This window comes from Pseudonocardia thermophila (assembly GCF_900142365.1).
In the GTDB taxonomy this organism is placed as follows: Bacteria; Actinomycetota; Actinomycetes; order Mycobacteriales; family Pseudonocardiaceae; genus Pseudonocardia; species Pseudonocardia thermophila.
The window spans coordinates 41,876-66,313 of the sequence record NZ_FRAP01000018.1 but is presented as its reverse complement, the minus strand read 5'-3'; the positions used below and the strand labels follow the sequence as shown (position 1 = coordinate 66,313).

Genomic DNA, 24,438 nt, shown 5'->3' with positions numbered 1-24,438 from the left:
TTCTGTCGCTGCTGCGGCGGCAGGTGAACCCCCACAGGTCCGCAGAGATCAGTCCCCGGCCGGGTTGCTGCACATCGTGACGCGCGTGCCGGCCTCGTCGGTCTCGACGCGCGACCACGCCATCATCGCCGAGATGAGCGCCAGCCCGTTGCCCCGCCCACTCGTGGGCCGCTCGGGCCGCCACCGGCCGAAGTCCGTGACGACGACGTGCATCGCGCGTGGCCGGCCGACCGCGCGGATGTCGACGGTCATCCGGCCCCCGGCGAGGTCGCGGTAGGCGTGCTCGACGCAGTTGCTCAGCGCCTCGCTGATCGCGAACACCAGCTCCTCGGCCGCCGCGGCGGGCCAGCGCACCGCGGACAACCACGTCGACACGGTGTACCGGACGAGGCTGACCAGCTGTGGCTCGGCGTCCACGGCGACGTGCAGGTGATCGTCGGTCACGAGTAGCTCTCTCCCGGAGAGGCGCAGCGTAACCGGCTGCGCCCGGCCCGATCGTCATCGGGTCGTCAGGTCCCGGGCCGCAGGAGGGTCTTGACCATGCCGTCCTCCTTCGCCTGGAACGTCCGGTACGCCTCCGGCGCCGCGTCGAGGGGGACGCGGTGCGTGGCGAACCCGTCCACGCCGAGCGGGTCGCCGTCGGTGAGCAGCGGCAGGATGTCCGGCACCCAGCGGTGCACGTTCGCCTGCCCCATGCGCAGCTGCACCTGCTTGTCGAACATCTGCAGCATCGGCATCGGGTCCGCCGCGCCGCCGTACACACCGGACAGGGAGATCGTCCCGCCCCGGCGCACCAGCTCGATCGCCGTGTGCAGCGCGGCCAGCCGGTCGAGGCCGACCGTGGTCATGAGCTGCCGGCCCAGCGCGTCGGGCAGCAGGCCGGTGAGGCGCTGCGCGACCGTGCCGGCGGGGGAGCCGTGCGCCTCCATGCCGACCGCGTCGATCACGGCGTCGGGGCCGCGGCCGCCGGTCAGCTCGCGGACGTGCCCGGCGAGGTCGTCGGTGCGGCGCAGATCGATCGTCCGCACCCCGTGCGCGGCGGCCCGGCTCAGCCGCTCCGGCACCAGGTCGACCCCGATCACCTGCTCGATCCCGCGGTGGGCCGCGATGCGCGTGGCCATGTCGCCGATCGGACCGAGCCCGAGCACGACCAGGCTGCCGCCCGGCGGCACGTCCGCGTACGCGACGGCCTGCCACGCGGTCGGCAGCACGTCGGAGAGGTAGACGAACCGGTCGTCCGGTGGACCGTCGGGCACCCGGATCGGCAGCGTGTCACCGAACGGCACCCGCAGGTACTCGGCCTGCCCGCCGGGCACCTGGCCGTACAGCTTCGTGTAGCCGAACAGCGCCGCCCCCGACCCGTAGTCGTGCACCTGCGTCGTCTCGCACTGCGAGTGCAGGCCGCGCGAGCACATCCAGCACGTGCCGCAGGAGACGTTGAACGGCACCACGACCCGGTCCCCGCGCTTCACCGCGGTGACCTGCGGCCCGGTCTCCACGACGACCCCCATCGGCTCGTGCCCGAGGACGTCGCCCTCCTCGAGGAACGGTCCCAGCACCTCGTACAGGTGCAGGTCGGAGCCGCAGATGCCGCTCGATGTGATCTGCACGATCACATCGGTCGGTTCCTGGATCGCCGGGTCGGGCACGGTGTCGACCCGCACGTCGCGCCGCCCGTGCCACGTCACCGCACGCATGTCGTCCTCCTCGCCTCGATGCCGGTGCCGTACCCCGGCGGGCGATCGGGAAACCGCGGCATGGCGGCGCCGGAGGCGGGTACGGATCGGGCATGGCCCCGTCCATCCCGCAGTCCGCCCCGCCCTCGACCCCGCCCTCGACCCCGCGATCGGCCCCGCAGCGCACCCACCGGCTGGTCACGGCCTCACCCGCCGACACCGTGCGGGTGCTCGCGCTGGCGGTCGCGCCGATCGTCGCCCAGGGGGTGATCGCTCGGCGGCGCCGCGTGGTGGGGCTCGCCGGGAAGCTCGACACGGACGGCCGCGGCGTGCGGGAGCTGCAACGGCTGCGGGCCCGCTACGGCACCGGGCCGATCCGGCTGCGCGTTCCGCTTCGGCCGGTGGCGCTCGTGCTCGACCCGGGCGACGTGCGCACGGTCCTCACCGGCACCCCCGGCCCGTACACCCCGCGCAACCGGGAGAAGCGCGGCGCGCTCGGCCGCTTCCAGCCCCACGGCGTGCTCGTGTCGCGGGACGAGCAGCGCCCGGCGCGGCGCCGCGCCGTGGAGGAACTGCTCGACGGTGGGCACCCCGTGCACCGCTTCGGCGACGCGTTCACGCGGGTGGCGCGGGAGGAGACCACGGCGCTCTTGGCGGCGGCACGCGGCACCGGCGAGTTCGGCTGGGACGAGTTCGTGCCGGCCTGGTGGCGGATCGTGCGCCGCATCGTGCTGGGCGACGCCGCGCGCGACGACCACACCCTCACCGACGACCTGACCGTGCTGCGCCACGCCGCGAACTGGTCGGGCCTGGGCCGGCGCCACCGCCGTCGCTCCGCCCGGCTGCGCGCCGGGCTGGAGCACTACGCCGCGGCGGCCGAACCGGGCAGCCTGGCGGCGCTCGTCGCTGCGTACCCCGACGAGGCGGCGGACCCGGTCGGGCAGATCCCGCACTGGCTGTTCGCGTTCGACGCGGGCGCGGCGGTCACGCTGCGGGCGCTGGCCCTGCTGGTGGCGCATCCCGGGGACACCGACCTGCGCGCCGCTGCCCTGACGGCCGCTGTCCTGGAATCGGCGCGCCTGTGGCCCACGACGCCGCTGGTGCTGCGGGACACGACCCGGCGCACCACGCTGGGCGGGGGAGAGCTTCGGGCGCACACCGCGATGCTGATCCCGGCGTGGTTCCATCACCGCGACGACGAGGTGCGGGCCGACGCCGACCGGTTCGATCCGCAGCAGTGGCTCGACGGCACCGCGCGGGCGGACTGGACGCTCATGCCGTTCAGCGCAGGGCCGGCCGCCTGCCCGGGCCGTGAGCTGGTGCTCCTGGTCGCGAGGACGGTGCTGGAGACGCTGCTGACCGGCGCCGACGTCTCCGCGGGCGCGGGCGTGCCGGACAGCGGGGCACCGCTGCCGCGGGGCCTGGACCCCTTCGCGCTGACGTTCCGCGTGCGGCCGCCCGAATGACCTACTCGGGTGGGTCCTCCATGAGCGCCACCCGCATCTTCTCCAGCGTGCGGGCCAGCAGGCGCGACACGTGCATCTGCGAGATGCCGATCTCCGCGGCGATCTGGCTCTGGGTGCGGCCGCCGAAGAACCGCAGTAGGATGATCCGCCGCTCCCGCTCCGGCAGCTTGTCCAGCAGCGGCCGCAGGGTGGCGACGTCCTCGACCCGCTCCAGCTCCGAGTCGATCTCGCTGACGTCGTAGCCCGCGGTGGAGGCGTCGCCGGGCGGCGGAGCATCCAGCGAGGTGGCCTCGTGGTTCGCCTCGGCCTGCAGCGCCTCCAGCACCTCCTCGACGTCGACGTCGAGAGCGCGGGCCAGCTCGCTCGGCTTGGGCGCCCGGCCGAGCTGATGGGTCAGCTCACCGGTGGCGCGGCTGATCGAGACCGACAGGTCCTTGAGCCGGCGCGGCACCCGCAACGCCCACGTGCGGTCGCGGAACCAGCGCATCAGCTCGCCGCGCACGCACGGCACGAGGTAGCCGAGCACGTCGCCCTCGGCGCGCTCGGGATCCCAGCGGTCGATCGTCTTGATGACGGCCAGGGACGCGACCTGGCGCAGATCGTCCCGCGCCCCGGGGCGGCCCGCGGAGTAGCGTGCCGCGATCCGCTCGCCGACCGGCAGGAACGTGAGGATCAGGTCCTCCCGCAGCGCCGCCCGCTCCGGGTCGTCGGGGGCCATGGCGGCGAACCGGCGCAGCCGCTCGTGCTCGTGCGCGAACTCGCTGGGCTCGCGGGTGGCCGGTGCGCTCATGGCGATCCCGGGTGCCACCATCGATCACCTCCGTGCCGAAGCAGTACGGGCAACGGGAGCGGTGCGCTCCCGCGGCACGGGTACCCCGTCCCGCAGGTTTCGAAGCACCTTCTGCGGTGAGCCCGACTCGGCCTGGCTGATGCTGGTCGGGGCGCAGCCCGGGCCAGGGAGGACCGCGCGGGTGAGCCGCTCGTCGGCCCCGCCGGGGTGCTCGACGACGCGCTGCAGGCCGGCACGTTCCCGTGGCGACGTCTCCGTGCCCGACGCGCTGGAGCACTCGCTTCGAGCGGAACGGGAAGCGGCGGCTGCACAGACCGCGCACGGTCGGGCACGGGCGTCTGCCGGGTGTGCGGCGGGGCGGTGAGCCGGCCGCCGTCGGCCCGGGTGTGGTCGCGACGCTCGCTGCGACTGCAGCGAAGGCTCTGCCCGGCCAGGACTTCCGGGTGACCGCGCGGGCGCGGCCGCCCGCGCCGGCGGGAAGGCCGGCGCCTGGTGCCCACCGTGCATCCTCGGCGATCCGGCGCGGCCGGACCGAGCAGCGCGAGGAGCCCATGGCCGCGTTCGTCGCCGATCTCGCGCGGTGGCCGGCTTGCGCTGGTCTTCGTCGCTGGTCTTCGTCTCAGAGCAGTTTCCCGAGCGGCCCGAGATCGATGTTCAGGTCCTCGGGGCGCAGGCCGAAGTGCTCGCGCAGCTCCGCCATCGCCTCCTCCAGCCGCATGAGGCCCAGACCCAGGCGTTCGACGGTCTCGTCGGAGAGATCACCCGCCTCGACCCGGCGCAGCGCCTGGCGCTCCATCAGCTGGCGCAGCAGCTCGACGATCGTCAGGACGAGCCGGCCGAGGTCGCGGGCGACCGTGTCGGGTTCGGCCTCGATCCGGCGCGGTAGCTCAGGCATCGCCGGCCTCCCGGACGAGCGTGTGCACCGAGCTGATCAGGGCGCGCAGCGACACGTGCACGAGGTCGACGTCGGCGAGGGAGATCGTGATGTCGCCGGTCAGCACCACACCGCCGGCCAGCAACCGGTCGAGCAGATCGACCAGGGCCAGCTCGGGGGACTCGGCGAGCGCGGTCACGGATCGTCCACCGTCGCGAACGAGAACGGCGGCCACGGCCCGGTCCGCACGATCTCCGCGCCGCTCGCACCGGCGCCGGCGACCGCGGCGGTGAACGCCGCCTCGTCCTCCCGCCGCACGAGGTAGGTGGTGTTGAGCAGCATCTCCTCGGTCCGGCCGGAGAGCACGGCGTCCTGCGGCGCGAGCCGGCGCGCGGCGACCGCGAGCCGGGACAGCGTGCGGTGGACGTGCTCGGCCAGCTCCGTGCCCTGGGCACGGCGGTGGGCGTCCGCGTCGCGCGCGGCCCGGCGGCGCATCAGGTAGGAGGTGCCCGGGCGCTCGGCGTCGGCCGGCACCGGCTGGGCGTCCGCGGCCGGGCGGGGCGGGGACCACATCTTCACGCCCCACTCGCGGCAGGTCCCGAGCCGGTCGAGCAGCGCCCCCAGCTCGGTGGCCCGCTCCCGCAGCAGGCGGCGCACGCCGTCGTCGTCGCGGTAGATCGTGGCCAGCCGGACCGGCGCCACCGGCCCGTCACCGGGCAGCGCCGCCACCAGCCGGTGATGGGCGCGGGCCAGCTCCTCGACGCGGCGCAGGTCTTCCAGGTCGTGGGCGAGCGCGGCCTCGTCGAAGCGGGCGGGCGCGACCGAGCCCACGACCGCGGCGAACCCGTCCTCGACGATGACCCGCGGCGGCTCGGCGTCCACGCCCGGTCGGTCCGGCGGCTCGAGCGGGACCCGGCCGATCGCGTACAGGTAGGTGAGCATCACGGCTGCTCCCGGGTGCGCTCGGCCTCCAGCGCGCCGACGCGCTCGCGCAGCCGCCGGTTCTCCTCCAGCACGTCCCGTTGGCCCGAGCTGAGTGTGGGATCGTGCTCCCACCAGTCGATGCCCATCTCGCGCGCCTTGTCCACGGATGCGACGAGCAGCCGGATCTTGATCGTCAGCAGCTCGATGTCGAGCAGGTTGACCCGGATGTCACCCGCGATCACGATGCCCTTGTCGAGCACCCGCTCGAGGATGTCGGCCAGGTTCGTCGACTCCTGCCGGTGATCCGGTGCCCGGGACCGGGCCGGCACCGGGATCCCGCCGGACGTCGTCATCGTCCTCCTCCTCGCTCGCGGTTCAGCTGTCCGCGGGCGTAGCGCTGCACGCGGCGCAGCCGGTTCAGCTCGCCGCCGTCGCCGGTGAGCACCTCGTAGACCGCGAGGATGTCGGCCGAGTCGGGGATGCGCCGGGTCTCGACGACCTCGACGCAGACCCGCCACCCGTCGTCGCAGCGCTCGATCGCGACGACGCCCTCGAACTCGCGGCCGGTCAGCGCGACCACCTGCCGGGCCGCGGCCCGGGCTGCCGCGGCCGCCGCACCGCCCGCGTCACCGGCCACGTCCGCGGCCCGCCATCAGCCGGGCGATCAGCTCGTCCTCCCGGGCCGCGGCCTCCTCCTCGGAGAGCGCGCCGCAGCGGCGGGCCTCGTCGACCGCCTCAAGCTCGGCCCGGATGCGGCCCGGGTCGTAGAACTGCTCCTCGGCCTGCTCCTGGATCTGCTGCGCGAGCCACAGCACTCCGCGCACGGGGGCGAGCGGCAGCCCGAGCAAGCCGGTGACCAGGCCCATCTCAGCTGCCCGCCACGAAGTCGTACGGCGCGAGCGGCCCGAGCAGGCGCAGCCGCAACCAGTCGCGGGTGTCGGCGCCCAGCTTCTCCACGGCCTCCTCGAACGCCGCGGTCTGGTCACGCGGGACGAGGAACGCCGCCGTGATCACCTCGTCCGGCTGCGGCGCCGGCGAGCGCGACACCCGCTGCGCGTAGGGCTGCAGGCGCGCCTCGATGTCGTCGGCGTCGACCGCGGAGCGCTCGTCCAGCGCGGCGACGATCAGCTCGCCGAGCCGGATCCGCTCGTTGTAGCCGGCGTCCTGCGGCAGTTCCCGCAGCTGCGCGTCCAGCTCGCGGATCTCCTCGTCGTCCTCGAGGACCTCGCGCAGCAGGACCTCCTGCTCGTAGCGGGCGCGCAGCGTGTACTGCACCGCACCCTCGAGCTCGGCGAGCACCGCGAGGAACTGGTCCTGGTGCGGGGCCATCAGCTCGTCGACCAGGCCGGTGTCGTCGATCACCGCGGGGAACCGCATCGGCAGCACCGTCGTCTCCCGGGCCACCGTGTCGACCACCGCCTCGTGGGCCAGTAGGTCGGCGCGGGTGCCGAGCGGGCGGTCCTCCGGGACGTCACCGACGATCGCGGCCAGGCGGTCGTGCTCGACCGTGCGGACCTCACCGGTCGGGCCCAACCCGGTCAGCCCGTCCGGCAGGCGGGTGCCCGCCGCGACCAGCCCGTACACGTAGGTGGCGGTCATTCGGCACGCTCCCGGACTCGCTGGCGCGGTCGCCGCCGGGGGCGCTCGGCCCGCTCCTCGGGCTCGTCGTCGGGCGCGTCGTCCCGGCCGCCGATGAGCTCCTCGACCTTGTCGGCCGCGGCGTCGAGCACACCGGACGTCTTGCCCTTCGCGCCGCCCTCCATGATCCCCTGGGTCAGTTCGGTGAGGTCCTTGCCGCCCTTGCCCTTCCCGTACAGGTCCAGGCGGTTGGTCGCCTCAGCGAACCGCAGGAACGTGTCGACGCTGGCCACCACGATCCGCGCGTCGATCGTGAGGATCTCGATGCCCACCAGGGACACCCGCACGAACACGTCGATGACCAAGCCCTTGTCGAGGATCAGCTCCACGACGTCGGCGAGGCTGCCGGACCCGGATCCCCCGCGTTCGACGTTGCTGCCGCTCGGCTGTGTCGCGACGGTCATGGGTCACCGCCTCCCTCGGCCGCCGGCCCTGGCGGGCTCGCGGCGGCGCGGTCGTTCGTCGTCCGGCTCGTCGGACGATCCCGCGTCGGGTTCGTCCTCGTCCGCGGGCTCGTCCTCGTCGGCGTAGTCGTCGTCCTCGTCGGCGTAGTCGTCCTCGAACTCGTCGTCTTCGTCGACGTCGTCGTCGTACTCGTCGTCGGCCCAGTCCTCGTCCTCGGCGCTCTCGTCGTCGCGTTCCTCGTCGGTGGGCTGGGTGTCGGGCCGGGTGTCGGGTCCAGTGCCCTGACCGGTGTCGCCCTCGGCGGCGATCGCGTCCTCGTGGGTGCGCACCACCTCGCTGTCCCGGATCTCGCCGCGCCAGCCCTCCACCTCGTCCTGGCGGATCAGCACGTTGGTCATCGCGTGCCGCTTGAAGTGCTTGAACTCCAGTCGGGCCCGCCTGCCCTGGGCCCGCCAGATGTTCCCGGTGCGCTCGAAGAACCCCTGCGGGTGGTACTCCAGCACCAGAACCACGCGGGTCAGGTTGGGGCCGAGTGCGGTGAACGTGACCGCGCCGTCGACGTGGCCCTTCGCGCCGGTGGAGCGCCACACGATGTGCGAGTCGGGCACCTGCTCGACGATGGTCGCCTCCCATTCGCGGTGGGAGAGGAACACCTGCGCCTTCCAGGTGGACTTCTCGTCGGAGACCTGCTCGACGTTCTCCACCTTCTTCATGAAGGACGGGAAGTCGGCGAACTGCGTCCACAGGTCGTAGGTGGTGCGCAGCGGCAGCCCGATGTCCTGCTCCTCGACGATGTTGGTGACCTTCAGCTTCTTGCCGCCCCCACCACCGCCGCCGAGCAGCTTCCCGGCGGACTCCTTCAGGCCGGAGAACAGACCGCCGCCCTTCTCCTCGTCGGTGGAGTCGGCAGTGGAGTCGCCGCCCGATTCGTCGCCGGAGTCGTCGTTCTCCTCGTCGGCGCGCGAACGCGACCGCAGGGTGCCGTGTTCGGCGACCCCGGTCAGCCGGTCGGTCAGCCGGTCGACGCGGTCCGTGGCGGCCTCGGCGGCGCGCTGCACCGCCAGCCGCACGAGCTTGCCGCCGGCCTGCTTGAGCGCGTCACCGGGCACCAGGTCGGTGACCTTCGCGGTGTCAGCCATCGTCGCTCCTGCGCGCCGTGCGTCGCCGCGTCGCCGCCCCGGCCTTGGCCGGGGTCTTCGTCGCGGTCCGGCGCCCCGACGACGCCGCGGCCGACGCCGTCTTCGTCGCGGTGCCGGTCGCGCGGCGGGCGTTCGAGCCGGCCGACGAGGCCGCGGTGCGGCGCTTGCGGGCCGGTGGCTTCTCCTCCTCGGCCGGTTCGGTGTCTTCGGTGGTGTCTTCGGTGGTGTCTTCGGTGGTGTCTTCGGTGGTGTCCGCCGTGCTGTCCTCGGCGGTGTCGTCGCCGGGCTCCTCGGCGGGTGCCTCCTCCTCCGCCTGCGGTTCCGCCGCGCCGCCGATGTCGCCGAGCGATTCGACGCGCTTGCCGACCCGGTCGGTGAGCGACTCGACCTGCCGGGTCGCCACGGACAGCACCGCGGCCTTCCCGGCGTCGAGCAGCTTGGTGCGCACCTGGTCGGTCAGCGCTGCGATCTCCGGGTTGCCCTGGAGCAGCTTGGTGCCCTGCGCGAGCAGCTCACCGGGGCCGCCGGCGCGCCGGCCGGCGACCATCCCGCCCAGCATGAGGGCGAGCTTCATCTTCTTCGTGCGCCCCAGCAGATATCCGCCGGCGACGCCGAGCGCCACGCGTGCCCCGCATTTCATCCGAACCTCCAGTGGTTTTCGAGAGTGCGCTTACCCGGCGTCGCATTCCGGGACACCCGCTGCGGCCCCCCGGGAACGAGGTTGGGCCGTTCGGGTCGAAGGAGGATCACGACCGCGCTGCGACGACGACGATCGCCACGATCAGCGCGATCAGCAGCAGCACGACCGTCACCGGCAGCAGCAGGATCGCCAGGACGAGCGCGAGCAGCAGCGCGACGCGGGTGCTGGTGCTCATCGCGGTGACCGCGCCGCGGAACGCGCCCCAGATCGGGTTGTCGCCGGCCGCGCCCGCCCGCAGCCCGCCGAGCACCGCGCCGAGCAGCGAGTTCTTCGCCCTGGTCAGCACGTCGAACGAGCCGGCGAGCTGTTGCACCTGGTCGAGCCCGATCCCGACGGTCGCGCGCAGCAGGTCCGCGAGCGCGTCCCGCAGATCGGCGAGTGCCTCGGCTCGGGCCGCGCGGGAGCCGGACGGCGCGGGCGATGCGGTCGTGGTCATCGGTGCTCCCGTCCACGGCGATGTGCTGACGGAGCGGGAAATACCCCGGTGTGGTCACCCGGATACCCGCTACCACCGGAAACGGCCGTGTGCGTGAACGCGGATCGCGATCCATCGACCGTTCGGCGGAATCGGTGCGGCCGAGCCGAGGAAATCGGATGATCGCAGGAGGGGGTTGTGAACGGCTGCCCGGGGTACGCGAACCCTATGGAGATCGAAGGTGCGGTGGTCGTGGTGACCGGGGCGTCGAGCGGGATCGGCCGGGCGACGGCGCTGGCGCTGGCCGAGCGGGGTGCGCGCCCGGTGCTGGTCGCCCGCCGGGTCGGCGAGCTGGACGCGGTGGCGGCGCAGTGCGGGCAGCGCGGAGCGGCGGCGCTGGTCGTGCCCGCCGACGTCACCGATCCAGCTGCGGTCGACCGGGTCGTCGAGCGGGCGTGCGAGCGGTTCGGCCGCATCGACGGGTGGGTGAACTCCGCGGCGGTCACCGGGTTCGCCCCGCTGCTGGACATGCCGCTCGACCAGATCGAACGGATCATGGCCGTCAACGTCATGGGCACCGTCCACGGAGCGCGGGCGGTGCTGCCGGTGATGATCGAGCAGGGGAGTGGGGTGCTGGTGAACCTGTCGTCCCTGCTCGGGGTGGTCGCACCACCGCTCGCCGGCGCCTACGCGATGTCGAAGTTCGCGGTGCGCGGCCTCGGCGTGACGCTGCGGGAGGAGCTGCGGATGGCCGGCGCCCGCGGCGTCCGGGTCGCGACCGTGCTGCCCGCCGCCATCGACACACCCATCTACGCGGCAGCGGCCAACCACACGGGGCGGCGGCCGCACCCACCACCGCCGGTGTACTCGGTCGATCGCGCCGCCCGCACCGTGCTCAAGGCGCTGCGCAGGCCGCGCACGGAGCTGATCGCCGGCGGGCTGCTCGGGCGGGCGTTCGCCCTGCAGCACGCCGTCACCCCGCGGTTGGCGGAACGGATGATGGCGCTCGACATGCGGTTCGCGCTGCGCCGCCCCGACGACGCCGGAGCCACCGCGGGCGCGCTGTTCGAACCGGCGGCCGCTCCCGGCGCCGTCGACGGCGGGTTCGGCGGCCTTGCCAAGGAACGGATGCGGCGGGCGGCGGCCACGGCGGCCGTGGGTGGTGCACTGGCCGCAGCCGAGGTCGTGCGGCGCAGGAGGGCGGCCTGATGACCGGGACGACGAGCGGGCTGACGACCGTCGAACACGTGATCGGAGCCCCGCCCAGCGAGGTGTTCGCGGTGCTCGCCGACGGCTGGACCTACCCGCTCTGGGTGGTCGGCGCGACCCACATGCGCAGCGTGGATCCGCAGTGGCCGTCCGTCGGGGCGAAGCTGCACCACAGCCTCGGCGCCTGGCCGCTGATGCTGGAGGACGACACCGAGGTCCTGGAGCTGGTGCCGGACCGGAGCCTGGTGCTCTCCGCCAGGGCGTGGCCGTTCGGCGCGGCACGGGTGGAGCTGACCCTCGAACCCGAGGCGGGCGGCACGCGGGTGCGGATGGCCGAAGGGGCGATCGCCGGTCCGGCGCGGCTGATGCCCCGCCCGCTGGAGTCGGTGCTGCTGACCTGGCGCAACCGCGAGACGCTCGCCCGGCTGGAGGCGGTCGTGCAGGGCCGCATGGGTACGGGGAAGGGCTGAGCATGCAGCAGACCCAGGCAGACGCGGTCGTCGTCGGCGGCGGGCACCACGGCCTCGTGGCAGCCGCGATCCTCGCCGACGCGGGCTGGGACGTGGTGCTGCTGGAGGCCGAGCCCGAGCTCGGCGGCGCGGTGCGTTCGGCCGAGCTGCACCCCGGGTTCGTCACCGACCGGTTCAGCGCGTTCTACCCGCTCGCGGCCGCGTCCCCTGTACTGCGTGCGCTGGAGCTGGAGGAGCACGGGCTGCGGTGGGCGCACGCGCCGGCGGTGCTCGCGCATCCGCCGCGCCCCGACGGTGCGGAGGCCGCGGTGCTGCACCGCGACGCCGAACGCACCGCCGCCGGGCTCGACGCGCACCACCCCGGCGACGGGCAGGCCTGGCTGGAGCTGTGCCGGCAGTGGCAGCGCATCGAGCCCGGGTTGCTGCGGACGTTGTTCACCGCGTTCCCGCCGGTGCGCGGCCCGGCCGAGCTCATGCGCGTCCTCGGGGTGGCGGACGCGCTGCGGCTGCTGCGGTTCGCGCTGCTCCCCGCCGCGCGGATGGGGGAGGAGCTGTTCGGCGGCCAGGCGGCGCGGCTGCTGCTCGCCGGCAACACCGCGCACGCCGACGTGCCGCCGAACGCGCCGGGCAGCGGGGTCTTCGGCTGGCTCTTGGCGATGCTCGGTCAGCAGCACGGCTTCCCGACCCCGGTCGGCGGCACCGGGCGGCTGACCGCCGCGCTGGCTTCGCGCGCGGAGGCGGCGGGTGCCCGGCTGCTCACCGGCGAGCGGGTGGAGCGGATCGTCGTCCGCGGCGGCCGCGCGGTAGCAGTCGAGACCGCGGGCGGTGCCCGGATCGCCGCGCGCCGCGCCGTGATCGCCGACGTCTCCGCGCACGCCCTCTACACGCGGCTCCTGCCCCGCGACGCCGTGCCTGCGCGACTGCTCGACGACCTCGGCCGCTTCGTGTGGGACACCCCCGTCGTCAAGATCGACTGGGCGCTGTCCGAGCCGATCCCGTGGCGGGCGAAGGGCGTGGCCGAAGCCGGGACCGTGCACCTCGGCGCCGATCTCGACGGGCTGGTGCGCTGGTCGGCCGACCTGGAGACGGGTGCGCTGCCGGACTCGCCGTTCCTCCTGCTCGGCCAGATGACCACGACGGATCCGCAGCGGTCCCCGGCCGGGACCGAGTCGGCGTGGGCGTACAGCCACCTGCCGCGCGGGATCGCCGACCGAGTGGCCGCCGACGAGCTCGCCGAGCGCATGGAGGCGGTCGTCGAGGCGCACGCGCCGGGGTTCCGGGAGCGGGTGCTGTTCCGGTCCGTGCAGCGGCCGTCGGATCTGGAGGGCGCCGACGCGAACCTCGTCGGCGGTGCCGTGAACGGCGGTACGGCGCAGCTGTTCCAGCAGCTGGTGTTCCGCCCGGTGCCGGGCCTCGGCCGGCCGGAGACCCCGGTGGAGCGGCTCTACCTGGGCAGCGCGGCCGCCCACCCGGGCGGCGGGGTGCACGGGGTGTGCGGTTTCCTCGCCGCGCGGGCCGCGCTGGGGGAGAACGGCCGACTCGGGCCGGTGCGCCGGCGGGTGACGTCCGCCGCGCTGGCCCTGGTGCACGGACGTTAGCCGATCGCATCGAGGACGACGGCCCGCAGGTCCCCGGCCCGGCGGGAGACCGCGCGCTGGCGGGCCGCTCCGGTGCCGCGGCGCAGCAGGGCGTCGAGCAGCGCCGTGACGGTGCCGAGATCACCGGTGTCGGCGAGCGCGTCCCGTACGTGGCCGATCAGGGCCGTCAGCACGTCCCGGGCGGGCGCTGGCCGGCCGGTGCGCGGATCGAGCAGGGCGCCGCTCAGCCCGGACCGGGCCGCCCGCCACGTCGCCAGCCGCAGCACCGGTGCCGGCACCGGGTCGGGTGCGCGACCGGCGGCCCACTCCTGCGCCGCCGTCGTCACCAGGCCCCGGCACAGCGCAGCGATCAGCACGGCGTCGTCGATCTCGCGGCACACGTCGGCGACCCGGATCTCGACGGTCGGATGCCGGCGCGACAGCCGGGCGTCGAAGTAGATCATCGCGGGGTCCAGCACGGTCTCGGTGGCGAGCATCGCCTGCTCCATCGCCCGATATGCGGCGGCCGAGCCGAACACCCCCGTCGGTCCGGCCGAGGGCCAGCGGCCCCACACCTGGTTGCGGTAGCTCGCGTAGCGGGTGTCGTGGCCGTTCCAGAACGGCGAGTTCGACGAGAGCGCGAGCAGCGGGGGCAGCCAGGCGCGGATCCGGTCGAGGACGGCGACGCCCTCCTCGCCCGACCCGACGGCGACGTGGACGTGGCAGCCGCAGGTCAGCTGCTCCACCCCGGTCAGGCCGAACTGCTCGACCATGCGGTGGTAGCGCGGCGACGGCGACACCGTGGGGTGCGCGGGCAGCGGTGAGGTCGCCAGCGGCGCCAGTGCGGCGCCCACCGCGCTCGCCGCGGCGCGGGCCTGCTCGCGGGTGCGGTGCAGCTCGGCGGCCAGCGCCTCCGGGGTGACCTGGGGGCGGGTGCCGGTCTCGATCTGCTCGAGCTGCAGCTCCGCGGTCAGGTCGCCGTCGTGCTCGGCCTCGGCGATCAGCAGCACCGCCCCGCTCGCCGCCGACGCCGTGCCCGTCTCCGGGTCGACCAGCAAGAACTCCTCCTCGACCCCCATCGACCGGGCCGGTCGGGCGTCAGCCACGCAGGCGCTCCACGAGCAGCTCCAGGGCCAGGTGCACGGTGCGCTCGCAGACCTGGCCGGGAGGACCGTCGAACCTGCGGTGAGCGACGGTCAGCGGGCCCCGGCCGGCGACGGCGAGGAAGACGGTGCCCGGCGGCTGCCCGTCCTGCGGATCGGGGCCGCCGGCCCCGGTCATCGCCACGGCCACGTCGGCGCCCAGCAGGCGGAGCGTACCGGTGGCCATCTGCTCGGCGGCGGGAGCGGACACCACCGGCCCGTCCTCGACACCGAGCAGCTCGTGCTTGACCGCGCTGGCGTAGGCGACGATCCCGCCGCGGTACCAGGCGCTCGCGCCCTCCGCGGCGGCGAGCGCCGCGCAGACCTGGCCACCCGTGAGCGACTCGGCGGCGGCCACCGTCACGCCGCTCCCGCCGGCCCACTCGGCGACCTCGGCGGCCAGCCGCGCCGCGCGCGGTTCGGGATCCGTCATGGCCGGGGCGTACCCCGCAGGCTCGGCCGCCTCACCTGCCGTCAACCCGGGCGCGCACCGCCAGCGGCCCGACGACCCACAGCGAGCCGATCACGACGAGGACGACGATCGCGGCCGTGATCCCCGCGCCGACGCCCAGGACGACGTCGAAGATCAGCTCGCAGACGCCGACGACGGCCAGCCCGAGCGCGGCGAACCCGGCGAGCGCCAGGTACTGGGCGCCGGCCACGAGCTGGGGTCGAGCGTGCTGACGGAACAGCACCCGGTGCAGCACGACGGGGCTGATCAGCAGGCCGGTCGCCAGCACCGACAGCGAGACCGCCACGAGGTAGACGACGATCTGGTGCTGCGCCAGGTCACCGAATCGGGCTTGGAACGGCACGGTGAGCAGCAACCCGGTCAGGAGCTGGACGCCGGTCTGGGCGACCCGCAGCTCCTGCAGGAGGTCCTGCCAGTTGCGGTCGAGCTTCTCGGTGGGCGTCTCGTTCCGGCCGGGGTCCTCGGCGGTTCCGCCGGCGCCGTTGACCTGCTGCGTCACCTGGTGGTGGTACCCGGTGGGGAGTTCGCCGAGCCGCACCTCGAGGCCTCTCCGATGAGCCGGCGTCCACCTGCAGCCCGACGGGCCGAGGATCCGGCAGAACCTGCGTGCGCGGGTGGCGTGGTCGCGGGCGGGCTGCGGTTACCGTGACCGGATGGCGCACGCGAGACTGCTCCCACGTACGGAGTCCCGGTGACGGCCCCCCGCGGGCCGGGGTCCGGTGCGGCTGCGTCGCGCGGCACGGAGATCCAGTCGGTGGCCCGTGCCGCCGCGGTGCTCGGCGTGGTCGTGGACAGCCCGCACGGACTCACCACGACCGAGATCGCCAAGGCCACGGGGCTGACGGTGAGCACGGTCCACCGGCTGGCGCACACGCTGGTCTCGGGCAACCTGCTGTGCCGTGAGCAGGGCAGCGAACGGTTCCTGCCCGGTTCGCTCCTGCTGCGGCTGGCCCGCAAGGCGCTGGGATCCTCGGGTGTGCCCGAGGCCGCCGACGTGCTCAAGGAGCTCGCCGACCGCACGGGTGAGACGGCGAGCATCGGTATGCGCCGAGGTGACGAGGTGCTGATCCTGTTGTCGGTGCCCTCGACCCGCCCGCTGCGCTACACCGGCCGGCCCGGCGCGCGGGTGCCGCTGCTGGAGTCGGCGCTCGGCTGCGCGATCGTGGCCTTCGGCACAGATCCGGTCGGGCAGGCGGCCGAGGTGCTGACCCGGTCGGGAGGGGACGGTCCTGAATCGTGGGCGACCGAGATCGATCTGCTGGCCACCCAGTTCCGCGGTTACGCCGTGCTCGACGACTCCCACGACCCGGGGCTGCGCGCCATCGCGGCCCCCGTGATCGGGGCGAGTGAGCACGTGCGGATGGCAGTGGAGATCCAGGGGCCCACCAGCCGGATTCCCGAGGATCGGTTCGACGAGCTGGGCTCGGTGGTGCGCGGTGCGGCGAGCGCGTTGGAGGGCCTGCCGATCTCGGTGGCCTTCGGCGACTTCTGACCGGACATTTCCATTGCCGCTCCCACCTCCGTGGCGGAGGGTGAACGGACATTTCATGATGCGCAAATGTATCTCGCATCATGCAAACGGACTGTTGACCCACTGGTTCGTGGGTGCCTAACCTCGGAGAGCCGGATCGAGACAGGGGGCGACATCGTCGATGAGCACGGACCGTGCCGACGAGATCGTCGTCTCCCCGAACCACGTCGTCTTCGACCTCCCTGAGATCGTGGCAGTTCAGGAAGGGCTGTTCGAGGCGGCCGGGCTGCGGGTCCGGTTCGCCGACGAGGGAGATCGCTCGGCGGACGCGCAGCGCAATCCGGCGGCGCGGCACAAGGAGCTGCTGTTCGCCACGGCCCGGGCCGACATCTACAACGTGTGCGAGTGGGGCGGGATCGACCGACTCGAGCGCGACACACGCGGTGGCCGGATCGGTCACCTGAGGGCCGCCGTCGTCACGCAGGCGCTGATCAGCTTCGACGACGACCTCAACGAGCCGCACGACCTCGCGGACGTCCCGGTGTCGATCAACGAGTACACCGGGTCGCACTACACCGCGCTGCACCTGCTCGAGGGCACGGTGCCGAGGGAGCGGATCAGGCTCGAGCACACGGGGCCGCCTGCGACGCGGCTCGCCCTCCTGCTGGCCGGTGAGTCGCGAGCCACGATGCTGATGGAGCCGTACCTGAGCGTCGCCCTCAACCACGGTGCGCACGTGCTCGGTACCTACGCCTACCGCGGATCCCAGGTCGTGGCTCCGCATCTGACCGGGGAGCAGCAGGAGGCCTACCGCAGGGCCGTCGACGCGGCCGTGGACCTGATCAACGCAGACCGCAGCCGGTGGGCGGCGACGATCGCCGCGGAGGCCGGTGGGCAACTCGATCCCGCCGATCTGCGGTCGGACTACTACCGCTACACCCACATCGCGCCGTTCACCGAGCGCCGCTTCACCGAGACCTACGCCTGGATGCGCTCGTGGCGGCTCACCGACGGCCGCTCCGGTTACGAGACCCTGCGAGCGCTGCGGTGAACCTGACGCGTCGTCGCCACGTGGACCACTGCCGGATCAACGGCGGCATGTGTCCGGGGCGCTAGCCCTCTCTCCTCAGCCCTCTTCTCGTCGGACCTCCACCGCCCGGCTGGTCGGTCGCGGCCACGCCGGTCCGTCCTGCTGCCCTCACGTCGTGCTGGCGTGAAGCCTTGCTGCCCTGAAGTCCCAGGAGTGACCCAGATGTCCGCTCGTCCTCTGCTGCTCGACCGCCGTGCCGTCCTGCGGGTCGGCCTCCTCGGCGCCGCCGGCCTGGCCGGTTCATCCCTGATCACGGCGTGCGGTGGCTCCGGCCCCGACACGGCCGGTCCATCGCTCGCGGCCCGTGTGGAGGACTCCCAGGCCGGCACCGCAGGTGCGGTGATCCGGCCGGTCACTGAGCGCCACGGTCTGGTCGGTGACCTCGACCTCACCTACGTCGCCGGGACGGGACCCGGTGACGTGCAGAACAAGCTGCTCTCCGGCGCGCTCGACGTGGCCAGCATGGGTCCGCTCGGCGCGACCGTCGCCGCGGAAGCCGGGGCCGAGCTCGTCCTGTTCTCCACCAGCCTCAACAACCACGTGCGTTGGCTCGTACCGGAGAACAGCCCCTACCGCACGGTCGACGACCTGCGCGGGAAGAAGATCGCGACCCCGCCGAACAACAGTGACGCGTTCCGCTCGACCCAGCTCGCCCTCGCCGTGAACGGCAGCGACTTCACCACCGAGTACCAGCTCTTCCCGGGCGCGGTGCTGGCGGGTCTGGCCTTGTTCGATCGGGGCGACGTGGACGCGATCGTCACCATCGAGCCCAACGCCACCCGCCTCGTCGCCAAGGGGGCACGGCAGGTCGCGACCGTGGGTGAGCTGTGGGCCGAGGGCACCGGCGAGGATCCGAACACGCTGTTCCTCAACGGTCAGGGAGCTTCCCGGAAGTGGGTCGATGCCAACCGGGAGACCGCCGCAGCGCTCGCCGCGCTCCGCCTCGAGGCGCACCGGATCATCCACGATCGCCCGGCCGTGCTCGCGGAGCTCCACGAGGCGTACGGCGTGCCGGCCGACGAGAAGGCGGCGATCGAGCTGCTCCCGACGCGCATGCGCGACATCTACCCGACGGAGTGGGGCGAGCAGGTCTTCGCGAACCTGCGCCGGCAGGTCCAGGTCGCCGAGCAGGTCGGCCTCGTCAAGGCCGTGCCCGCACAGCCGCTGTGGGTCGATCTGGGTGCGGCGTCGTGACCGCTACCGACGTCCACGTGGCCCAGGCCCCACCGGCCTCGACCCCTACCTCTCCCCGGTCGCCGCGGCGGCTGCGCGGCCTGCCCGCGGCGGCCTTCCTCGGTCTGCTGTGCGCGGGGTGGCAGATCATGTCCGTGCTGGTGGACAGCGTGCTGGTGCCCGGCGTGCCCGCCATCGCGGCCGAGCTTGTCGAGATCGTGGTGGACGGATCGTTCGTCGAGCAGCTCGGCGTCACCGTGCTGCGGGTGGGGCTCGGGTTCGCGCTCGCCTTCGTGGTCGCGGTCGGGATCGGGATCGCGATGGGCCGCAGCGAGTTCGCGCGCCGGTTCTTCGAACCCGCGGTGCTGCTCGGGTTGACCATCCCCGGGCTGGTCTGGGCGCTGCTCTGCGTGATCTGGTTCGGCATCGATCTGATCAACCCGGTCGCCGCGGTCGCGCTGTCCTCCGCGCCGGCGTTGATGCTGACGATCTACCAGGGCACCCGCTCGGTCGATCCCGACCTGCTGGAGATGGCGCACGTCTACCGCTTCTCCCGGGTCACCCGGCTGCGGCGGCTGTGGCTGCCCGCCCTCGCTCCGTCGTTGTTCGCGGGCGCGCGGCTCGGGCTCTCGCTGGGCTGGAAGGTGATCGTGCTCGTCGAGGTCTTCGGCATGTCCTCCGGTGTCGGCTACCAGCTGAACAACGCGTTCGCCGCGCAGAACGTGGCGGCGGTGCTCGCCTGGACGCTGCTGTTCGCGATCGTCATGGCGGTCCTGGAGTACGGGGTCCTCCAGGCTCTGGAGCGTCGAGCCGGCCGTTGGCGCAAGGCGGTGACGGTGTGACCGCGGCGACCAGGATCCGTCTCACGGGCGTCGGCAAGACGTTCGTCGACGCTCGCAGCGGTGCTCGCCAGCAGGTCCTCGAGGACTTCTCACTCACCGTCGAGCCGGGCGAGCTGGTAGCCGTGGTGGGCGCATCCGGCACCGGGAAGACCACACTGCTGCACATCATCGCGGGGCTCGTGCAGCCCGACGCCGGAGAGGTCGATGTCGGCGAGCCGCGCCTGGGCGTCGTGTTCCAGCAGCCGCGGTTGCTGGACTGGCTGTCGGTCCGGCAGAACGTGGTGCTCGCGCTGGAGGCGGCGGGGCTTGATCCGGCGGCGGCCGACGACGCGCTCGCCGCGGTCGGGCTCGCCGACTACGCGAGCTCCTACCCGACGGTGCTGTCCGGCGGGCAGCGGCAGCGGGTGGCCGTGGCCAGGGCGTTCGCCGTCGAGCCCGACCTCGTCCTGCTCGACGAGCCGTTCTCGGCGCTCGACGAGCTCACCGCGCGCAAGCTGCGCCTGCTGCTCCAGGAGTTGTGGATGCAGCGCCGCCGCACCGGGTTGCTCGTCACCCACAACCCCCTCGAGGCCGCGCTGCTCGCCGACCGCGTGATCGTGCTCACCGGCCGACCCGCCCGGATCTCCGCGTCCTACCGCGTCGACGCCGACCGTCCCCGATCCGCCGAGGACAAGCAGCTGTTCGACCTGCATTCGCACATCGTCGCGGCTCTCTGAGCCGTGCAGTTCGGAAAGGAAAGACACATGTCCCGACCCAAGGTGACCATGGAGTTGCTCTCCCTGGTCTTCTCCCTCCCGCAGCTCGTCGCGAAGGACGAGGGGTACTTCGACGAGGAGGGCGTCGACGTCGACTTCGTGACGAAGGAGTACGCCGGCGCCGGAATCGCACCGCTGGAGGACCACGAGCTGCTCAGCTCGTTCGGTTCCACGAAGTCGCACTTCGAGGCCGGGGAGGCCGCGCTGTACCGGGCGTGCGAGTGGGGACAGGTCCGCCGCTCGCAGGACACCAGGGTCGGTGGGCGCATCGTCTCCAAGCGCGCAGCCGTGAACAGCCAGGCGATCCTGGTCCGCGGTGACCACCCGGCCACGCATCCGCAGGACCTCGCGGGCAAGGCCGTCGCGGTCAACTTCCACCACGGCTCGCACTACGTCGCCCTGCAGACCCTGGAGGGCTTCCTCCCCCGGGAGGAGATCAAGGTCGTGCACTACGGCGGGCCGCAGGCCCGGTTCGAGGCGCTGCGCGACGGCACCGTCGAGGCGGCTGCCCTGATGGAGCCGTGGATCACCCTCGCCGAGAAGCAGGGGTACAAGGTGCTGGCTGAGGCGTTCTACATCGGCGCCGAGATCGCCAGCCCCGAGGTCGACGAAGACACCTACGCGCGGATCAACCGGGCTGTCGTCAAGGCGGTCCGCAAGATCAACGAGAATCCCCGGCCCTACCTGCACCACCTCACGGGGGAGATCCCGCCGGAGCTGGGCTCGGTCGCGCCCGAGGAGATCCCGCTGGGCAGGCTGCGCTACGTCGACCCAGCACCGTACCCGGAGGAGCAGTTCCGGCGGACCTACGACTGGATGGTCTCCTGGGGCCTGATCGAGAACGACAACACCTTCGACGCGCTCGTGAAGAACATGGTGCATGTCTGACGCCGCCACGGCGCCGGTACGGCCACGCCCGGTGGTCCGGGCGTGGCCGCTCTACGTCGGGGGGTTCCTCGGTCCCTACGCCAGCACCATGGTCACGCCGATGGTGCATGAGGTCGCCCACGGGCTGGACTCCACTCCGGAGCTCGCCGCCGGCGCGGTGACCGCGTACATGCTGCCGTTCGCGGCGTTGATGCTCATCTCCGGTACCCTCTCCGAGCGCTGGGGCCGCGCACGGACGATGCAGATCTCGTTGCTGCTGTTCGTGGTGGCGAGCGCGGCGGCGGCGCTCGCGCCGACCATGGGCGCCTTCCTCGCCGCGCGGGCGGCCCAGGGCGCCACCAACGCGTTCACCACGCCTCTGCTCGTCGCGGCGATCACCGATCTCGTCCCGAGGGCCAGGCTCGGCCGCGCCCTCGGCCTCTTCGCCGGGATGCAGGCCGCGGGGCAGGCGTCGAGCCCGTTGGTGAGCGGACCGGCCGCGGCCGTCGACTGGCGGCTCGCGTTCGTCTTCCCCGCCGGGGTCGGCCTCGTGCTGGCGCTGTTCCCGCCGACGATGACCGCCCCGACGACCGGCCGCGACCGCCCGAGCCCGCGGCCGTCGCTGCGCGATCTCGCCAATCGCGACCTCGCGACCGCGTGCGTGCTGTCGCTGCTGTGCTACCTCGCCGCAGTCGGGCTCACCGTGCTGGCGATCCTGCGGGCGGAGGAGGAGTTCGGGCTCGGGCCGTGGCAGCGCGGGCTGCTCGCGGCCGTGTTCGGCATCGCCGGGCTGCTGGCCGCCTCCCTGCTCGGTCGCAGGCTCGACGCGCTGGGCCCACGTCACACCGGAATCACGATGAACATGCTGCTGGCGGTCGGTTTGCTGCTGGCCGCGCTCGGTCCGTCCCTCGCTCTGCTGGCAACAGGCATCGCGGCGGTGGGGGTCGCGGTGACCGGCCTGCGCACGACGATCAACGCCGTGGCCGCGACGAGCACGCCCACCAACCGGGCCGGCGCCGCGTCGCTCGCGCTGTCGTTCCAGTTCTTCGGCGGTGCGCTCGCTCCACTGCTCTGGGTACCGCTGCACGGGGCCCACGGCGCCGCCGGGTTCGCCGCAACCGCCATCGCCCCCGCGGTCGCGATCGCCGTCCTCGCCGTCGCCCGTCCTGGCCGCAGCGCGCGCAGCGGGCACCGGGCTCGGTGAGCGCGGTCCGTCGGTGATCGCCGCGGCGTGTCCGCCGCTGCGTCTTCGTCCGGCTGGATGATCGACTCGCGTCGTCTTCATCGTCCTGCACGAATCGCCACCCCGTTTGTCCGTCGACGATGGAGGGCACCCTGTCCATCCCGAGGAGCCCACCATGACCCGAGAGCCACGGCACGTCATCGTCGTCGGAGCCGGAATCGTCGGCCTGTCCTGCGCCTGGTACCTGCAGCGCCGGGGTGCGGAGGTCACGGTGCTGGACCGGTCCGGCGTGGCCGCGGGCGCCTCCTGGGGCAACGCCGGCTACCTGGCGCCCGCGATGTCGGTGCCGCTGCCGGAGCCGGCGATCCTGAAGGAGGGACTGCGCGGGCTGGCGTCGCCGGATTCGCCGCTGTCGATCGATCCGCGGCCGTCGCGGGAGGCCGCCGCGTTCGTCGCCGGGTTCGCCCGCAACTCGACCGCCCGGCGCTGGGAGCGGGGGCTGCGCTCGCTCGCGCCGCTGGCCGCCCGGGCACTGGCCGCGTTCGACGAGCTCGCGGACGGCGGGGTGGCGCTGGAGACGCACGACGCGCCGATCCGCGTCGGCCTGCGTCCGCAGGACGACGCCGCGGGGCTCATCCACGAGCTGGACGCCGCGCGCGCCGCGGGCCAGGTCGTCGACTACAAGGAGGTGCCGGTCGCGGCGCCGTTCTCGGCCCTGGTCGCCACCTCCTACGAGGTGGCCGGCCAGCGCTTCGTCGATCCGGGCCGAGTGGTCACCGCGCTCGCCGACGCCGTCCGCGCGGACGGCGGCCGGATCGTCGAGGGTGCGGCGGCCCGCACCATCGGGTTCGGGCCGCGGGGTTTGCAGGTCGACACGTGGGCCGGCCCGCCGCACGTCGGTGACGCCGTCGTGCTGGCCACCGGAGCCTGGATCCCCGAGCTCGGCAGACGCCTCGGGGTGCGGGTGCCGGTCGTGGCGGGGCGCGGCTACTCGTGCACCGTCTCGCTCGCCGAGCCGCTGCGCACACCCGTGTACCTGCCCGGGGTCCGGGTCGCGATCACGCCGTACCGCGACGGGGCGCGGCTGGCCGGAACCATGGAGATCACCGACCGCGACGCCCCGTTCCGGGAGCGGCGCCTCACCGCGATCCTGGACTCGGCCGAGCCGCTGCTCGACGGTCTGGACCGCGGTTCGGTGCGCGACCGGTGGGTCGGGCCGCGCCCGCTCACCCCGGACGGGCTGCCCGTGATCGGCCGCACCCGGGTACCGGGCGTGTACGTCGCCGGTGGGCACGGCATGTGGGGGCTGACCCTCGGGCCGATCACCGGCCGCTTGCTCGCCGATCTGGTCGTGAGCGGCACCGCGCCGGCGGAGCTGGCCCCGTTCGATCCCGGCCGCAACCCGCTCCGCTGACGGCGGTTGGGGGGCGACCCACCGGGTAGCCGCACGGAGTACCCGCAACGAGGAGGGACTGCCGTGCCGCACCACGAACCAACCGAGAACGCCGGAACCGGGAACGAGGAGACCGAGAACAGGGTCGTCGACGAGCTGGGCATGCCGGTGATCGATCCGCCGGAGGGCGGCCCGAACGCCGATCCGGACGCGCCCGATCCCGGCGACCTGGTGCCGCCGCTCCCCGGCCCGCCGCAGGAGGTCGAGCAGAGCGGTCCGAAGCGGGACTGACCGAGACGGGGTTGCCGGCCTCGCCTCACCGGCGGGAGACTCGCCTCTCCGCGTGCCGCCCGGGACTCCTGCGGCGCGCGGCGCACCGCAGGAGGGGGGACGGCAGGTATGCGCCCGTCGGCGGACGAAGGCAACGGCCTGGACGGACCCGTGACCGGGCTCGATGTGCGGGTGGTCGAGCGGCCACCCGACGCGGTGCTGATCGAGGTCAGCGGTGAGCTGGACCTGCTGACCGTGCCCGAGTTCGCGGCCTGCGTCGACCGGGTCGTCGCCCGCCGCCGGCGGGTCGTCCTCGATCTCGACAAGGTCGGGTTCTGCGGTGCCGCCGGCGTGCGGGAGCTGGTGCGTGCCTCCGCCGCGGCCCGCGAGGCGGGCGCCGGGCTGCTGGTCGCCGGGGCGAGCCCGGTGGTGCACCGGGTCGTGGATCTCTGCGGCGCCGCCGCCGCGCTCACCTGGGCCGAGTAGGACTCAGCCGT

General features: G+C 73.6%; 31 protein-coding genes. 14 read left to right on the top strand and 17 right to left on the bottom strand.

Translation table 11 applies throughout. The features are described 5' to 3' along the window. Window positions 1–48: 48 nt before the first annotated feature. Window positions 49–444 carry an ATP-binding protein gene (locus BUE41_RS21840; protein ID WP_159444947.1) on the bottom strand — a complete coding sequence of 132 codons (396 nt, stop codon included), beginning with the start codon at window positions 442–444 and terminating at the stop codon, window positions 49–51. 65 nt (window positions 445–509) lie between these two features. Beyond that, the gene (locus BUE41_RS21835; RefSeq protein ID WP_073459036.1) at window positions 510–1,697 is read right to left on the bottom strand and encodes a zinc-dependent alcohol dehydrogenase; all 1,188 of its coding nucleotides are present in this window, start codon (window positions 1,695–1,697) and stop codon (window positions 510–512) included. A 92-nt stretch (window positions 1,698–1,789) separates the two neighbouring features. Here BUE41_RS21835 and BUE41_RS21830 point away from each other — a divergent pair, with 92 nt between their 5' ends. Further along, on the top strand, window positions 1,790–3,142 hold the full coding sequence (locus BUE41_RS21830; protein WP_073459035.1) for a cytochrome P450: 1,353 nt from the start codon (window positions 1,790–1,792) through the stop codon (window positions 3,140–3,142). 1 nt (window position 3,143) lies between these two features. Here the strand turns inward: BUE41_RS21830 and BUE41_RS21825 are convergent, their stop codons facing one another. The 12 genes from BUE41_RS21825 to BUE41_RS21770 form a co-directional block, all read right to left on the bottom strand. Beyond that, on the bottom strand, window positions 3,144–3,953 hold the full coding sequence (locus BUE41_RS21825) for a sigma-70 family RNA polymerase sigma factor (protein ID WP_073459034.1): 810 nt from the start codon (window positions 3,951–3,953) through the stop codon (window positions 3,144–3,146). Window positions 3,954–4,551: 598 nt separating this feature from the next. Further along, complete coding sequence (locus BUE41_RS21820) at window positions 4,552–4,827, bottom strand: gas vesicle protein K (RefSeq protein WP_073459033.1); 276 nt, start codon at window positions 4,825–4,827, stop codon at window positions 4,552–4,554. Then, window positions 4,820–5,005, bottom strand: a complete 186-nt coding sequence (locus BUE41_RS21815) for a gas vesicle protein (RefSeq protein WP_143172289.1) — start codon at window positions 5,003–5,005, stop codon at window positions 4,820–4,822. Before BUE41_RS21815 ends, BUE41_RS21820 begins: the two co-directional genes overlap by 8 nt. Next, window positions 5,002–5,748 carry a GvpL/GvpF family gas vesicle protein gene (locus tag BUE41_RS21810; protein ID WP_143172288.1) on the bottom strand — a complete coding sequence of 249 codons (747 nt, stop codon included), beginning with the start codon at window positions 5,746–5,748 and terminating at the stop codon, window positions 5,002–5,004. The genes BUE41_RS21815 and BUE41_RS21810 overlap by 4 nt, the downstream gene beginning before the upstream one ends. Beyond that, the gene (locus tag BUE41_RS21805; protein WP_073459030.1) at window positions 5,748–6,083 is read right to left on the bottom strand and encodes a gas vesicle protein; all 336 of its coding nucleotides are present in this window, start codon (window positions 6,081–6,083) and stop codon (window positions 5,748–5,750) included. The genes BUE41_RS21810 and BUE41_RS21805 overlap by 1 nt, the downstream gene beginning before the upstream one ends. Next, the gene (gvpO, locus tag BUE41_RS21800) at window positions 6,080–6,367 is read right to left on the bottom strand and encodes a gas vesicle protein GvpO (protein ID WP_073459029.1); all 288 of its coding nucleotides are present in this window, start codon (window positions 6,365–6,367) and stop codon (window positions 6,080–6,082) included. Before gvpO ends, BUE41_RS21805 begins: the two co-directional genes overlap by 4 nt. After that, window positions 6,357–6,596, bottom strand: coding sequence for a gas vesicle protein GvpG (locus BUE41_RS21795; protein WP_073459028.1), 240 nt, complete (start codon window positions 6,594–6,596; stop codon window positions 6,357–6,359). The genes gvpO and BUE41_RS21795 overlap by 11 nt, the downstream gene beginning before the upstream one ends. A 1-nt stretch (window position 6,597) precedes the next feature. Then, on the bottom strand, window positions 6,598–7,329 hold the full coding sequence (locus BUE41_RS21790; protein WP_073459027.1) for a GvpL/GvpF family gas vesicle protein: 732 nt from the start codon (window positions 7,327–7,329) through the stop codon (window positions 6,598–6,600). Further along, entirely contained in the window at window positions 7,326–7,772 is a 447-nt protein-coding gene (gene gvpJ, locus BUE41_RS21785) for a gas vesicle protein GvpJ (protein ID WP_073459026.1), read from the bottom strand. Before gvpJ ends, BUE41_RS21790 begins: the two co-directional genes overlap by 4 nt. 3 nt (window positions 7,773–7,775) lie before the next feature. After that, entirely contained in the window at window positions 7,776–8,912 is a 1,137-nt protein-coding gene (locus BUE41_RS21780) for an SRPBCC family protein (protein ID WP_073459025.1), read from the bottom strand. After that, window positions 8,905–9,552, bottom strand: coding sequence for a hypothetical protein (locus tag BUE41_RS30420; RefSeq protein WP_143172287.1), 648 nt, complete (start codon window positions 9,550–9,552; stop codon window positions 8,905–8,907). Before BUE41_RS30420 ends, BUE41_RS21780 begins: the two co-directional genes overlap by 8 nt. A 106-nt stretch (window positions 9,553–9,658) precedes the next feature. Continuing rightward, a complete protein-coding gene (locus BUE41_RS21770; RefSeq protein WP_073459023.1) occupies window positions 9,659–10,048 on the bottom strand; it encodes a hypothetical protein in 390 nt (129 codons plus the stop codon). Between the two features lie 207 nt (window positions 10,049–10,255). On the opposite strand from BUE41_RS21770, the gene BUE41_RS21765 reads away from it, so the two are divergent. From BUE41_RS21765 to BUE41_RS21755, 3 genes are read left to right on the top strand one after another with little or no spacing between them, the layout of a single operon-like run. Beyond that, window positions 10,256–11,236 carry an SDR family NAD(P)-dependent oxidoreductase gene (locus BUE41_RS21765; protein WP_073459022.1) on the top strand — a complete coding sequence of 327 codons (981 nt, stop codon included), beginning with the start codon at window positions 10,256–10,258 and terminating at the stop codon, window positions 11,234–11,236. Next, entirely contained in the window at window positions 11,236–11,706 is a 471-nt protein-coding gene (locus BUE41_RS21760; protein WP_073459021.1) for an SRPBCC family protein, read from the top strand. The genes BUE41_RS21765 and BUE41_RS21760 overlap by 1 nt, the downstream gene beginning before the upstream one ends. Before the next feature lie 2 nt (window positions 11,707–11,708). Then, window positions 11,709–13,304, top strand: a complete 1,596-nt coding sequence (locus BUE41_RS21755) for a phytoene desaturase family protein (RefSeq protein ID WP_073459020.1) — start codon at window positions 11,709–11,711, stop codon at window positions 13,302–13,304. Here the strand turns inward: BUE41_RS21755 and BUE41_RS21750 are convergent. The 3 genes from BUE41_RS21750 to BUE41_RS21740 are packed head-to-tail and all read right to left on the bottom strand — an operon-like array spanning window position 13,301 to window position 15,396. Continuing rightward, window positions 13,301–14,389 (bottom strand): glutamate--cysteine ligase, encoded by a 1,089-nt coding sequence (locus tag BUE41_RS21750; protein WP_234997471.1) that lies wholly within the window; start codon window positions 14,387–14,389, stop codon window positions 13,301–13,303. The genes BUE41_RS21755 and BUE41_RS21750 overlap by 4 nt on opposite strands. Next, window positions 14,382–14,858 (bottom strand): CinA family protein, encoded by a 477-nt coding sequence (locus BUE41_RS21745; RefSeq protein WP_073459019.1) that lies wholly within the window; start codon window positions 14,856–14,858, stop codon window positions 14,382–14,384. Before BUE41_RS21745 ends, BUE41_RS21750 begins: the two co-directional genes overlap by 8 nt. A 31-nt stretch (window positions 14,859–14,889) precedes the next feature. Next, a complete protein-coding gene (locus BUE41_RS21740; RefSeq protein ID WP_073459115.1) occupies window positions 14,890–15,396 on the bottom strand; it encodes a DUF6328 family protein in 507 nt (168 codons plus the stop codon). A 192-nt stretch (window positions 15,397–15,588) separates the two neighbouring features. On the opposite strand from BUE41_RS21740, the gene BUE41_RS21735 reads away from it, so the two are divergent. The 10 genes from BUE41_RS21735 (at window position 15,589) to BUE41_RS21690 (ending at window position 24,427) form a co-directional block, all read left to right on the top strand. Continuing rightward, on the top strand, window positions 15,589–16,389 hold the full coding sequence (locus BUE41_RS21735) for an IclR family transcriptional regulator (RefSeq protein WP_073459018.1): 801 nt from the start codon (window positions 15,589–15,591) through the stop codon (window positions 16,387–16,389). A gap of 160 nt (window positions 16,390–16,549) precedes the next feature. After that, the gene (locus BUE41_RS21730; protein ID WP_073459017.1) at window positions 16,550–17,419 is read left to right on the top strand and encodes a substrate-binding domain-containing protein; all 870 of its coding nucleotides are present in this window, start codon (window positions 16,550–16,552) and stop codon (window positions 17,417–17,419) included. A 201-nt stretch (window positions 17,420–17,620) separates the two neighbouring features. Further along, window positions 17,621–18,652: an ABC transporter substrate-binding protein gene (locus tag BUE41_RS21725; RefSeq protein WP_073459016.1), complete on the top strand. Its 1,032-nt coding sequence runs from the start codon at window positions 17,621–17,623 to the stop codon at window positions 18,650–18,652. Continuing rightward, the gene (locus tag BUE41_RS21720) at window positions 18,649–19,473 is read left to right on the top strand and encodes an ABC transporter permease (protein ID WP_200804055.1); all 825 of its coding nucleotides are present in this window, start codon (window positions 18,649–18,651) and stop codon (window positions 19,471–19,473) included. The genes BUE41_RS21725 and BUE41_RS21720 overlap by 4 nt, the downstream gene beginning before the upstream one ends. Further along, complete coding sequence (locus BUE41_RS21715) at window positions 19,470–20,189, top strand: ABC transporter ATP-binding protein (RefSeq protein ID WP_073459015.1); 720 nt, start codon at window positions 19,470–19,472, stop codon at window positions 20,187–20,189. The genes BUE41_RS21720 and BUE41_RS21715 overlap by 4 nt, the downstream gene beginning before the upstream one ends. A 27-nt stretch (window positions 20,190–20,216) precedes the next feature. Continuing rightward, on the top strand, window positions 20,217–21,116 hold the full coding sequence (locus tag BUE41_RS21710) for an ABC transporter substrate-binding protein (protein ID WP_073459014.1): 900 nt from the start codon (window positions 20,217–20,219) through the stop codon (window positions 21,114–21,116). Beyond that, window positions 21,109–22,299: an MFS transporter gene (locus tag BUE41_RS21705; protein WP_073459013.1), complete on the top strand. Its 1,191-nt coding sequence runs from the start codon at window positions 21,109–21,111 to the stop codon at window positions 22,297–22,299. Before BUE41_RS21710 ends, BUE41_RS21705 begins: the two co-directional genes overlap by 8 nt. Before the next feature lie 154 nt (window positions 22,300–22,453). Next, complete coding sequence (locus BUE41_RS21700) at window positions 22,454–23,692, top strand: NAD(P)/FAD-dependent oxidoreductase (RefSeq protein ID WP_073459012.1); 1,239 nt, start codon at window positions 22,454–22,456, stop codon at window positions 23,690–23,692. 63 nt (window positions 23,693–23,755) lie between these two features. Beyond that, window positions 23,756–23,962, top strand: coding sequence for a hypothetical protein (locus BUE41_RS21695; protein ID WP_073459011.1), 207 nt, complete (start codon window positions 23,756–23,758; stop codon window positions 23,960–23,962). 150 nt (window positions 23,963–24,112) lie between these two features. Further along, complete coding sequence (locus tag BUE41_RS21690) at window positions 24,113–24,427, top strand: STAS domain-containing protein (protein WP_159444946.1); 315 nt, start codon at window positions 24,113–24,115, stop codon at window positions 24,425–24,427. The last annotated feature ends 11 nt before the right edge of the window (window positions 24,428–24,438 follow it).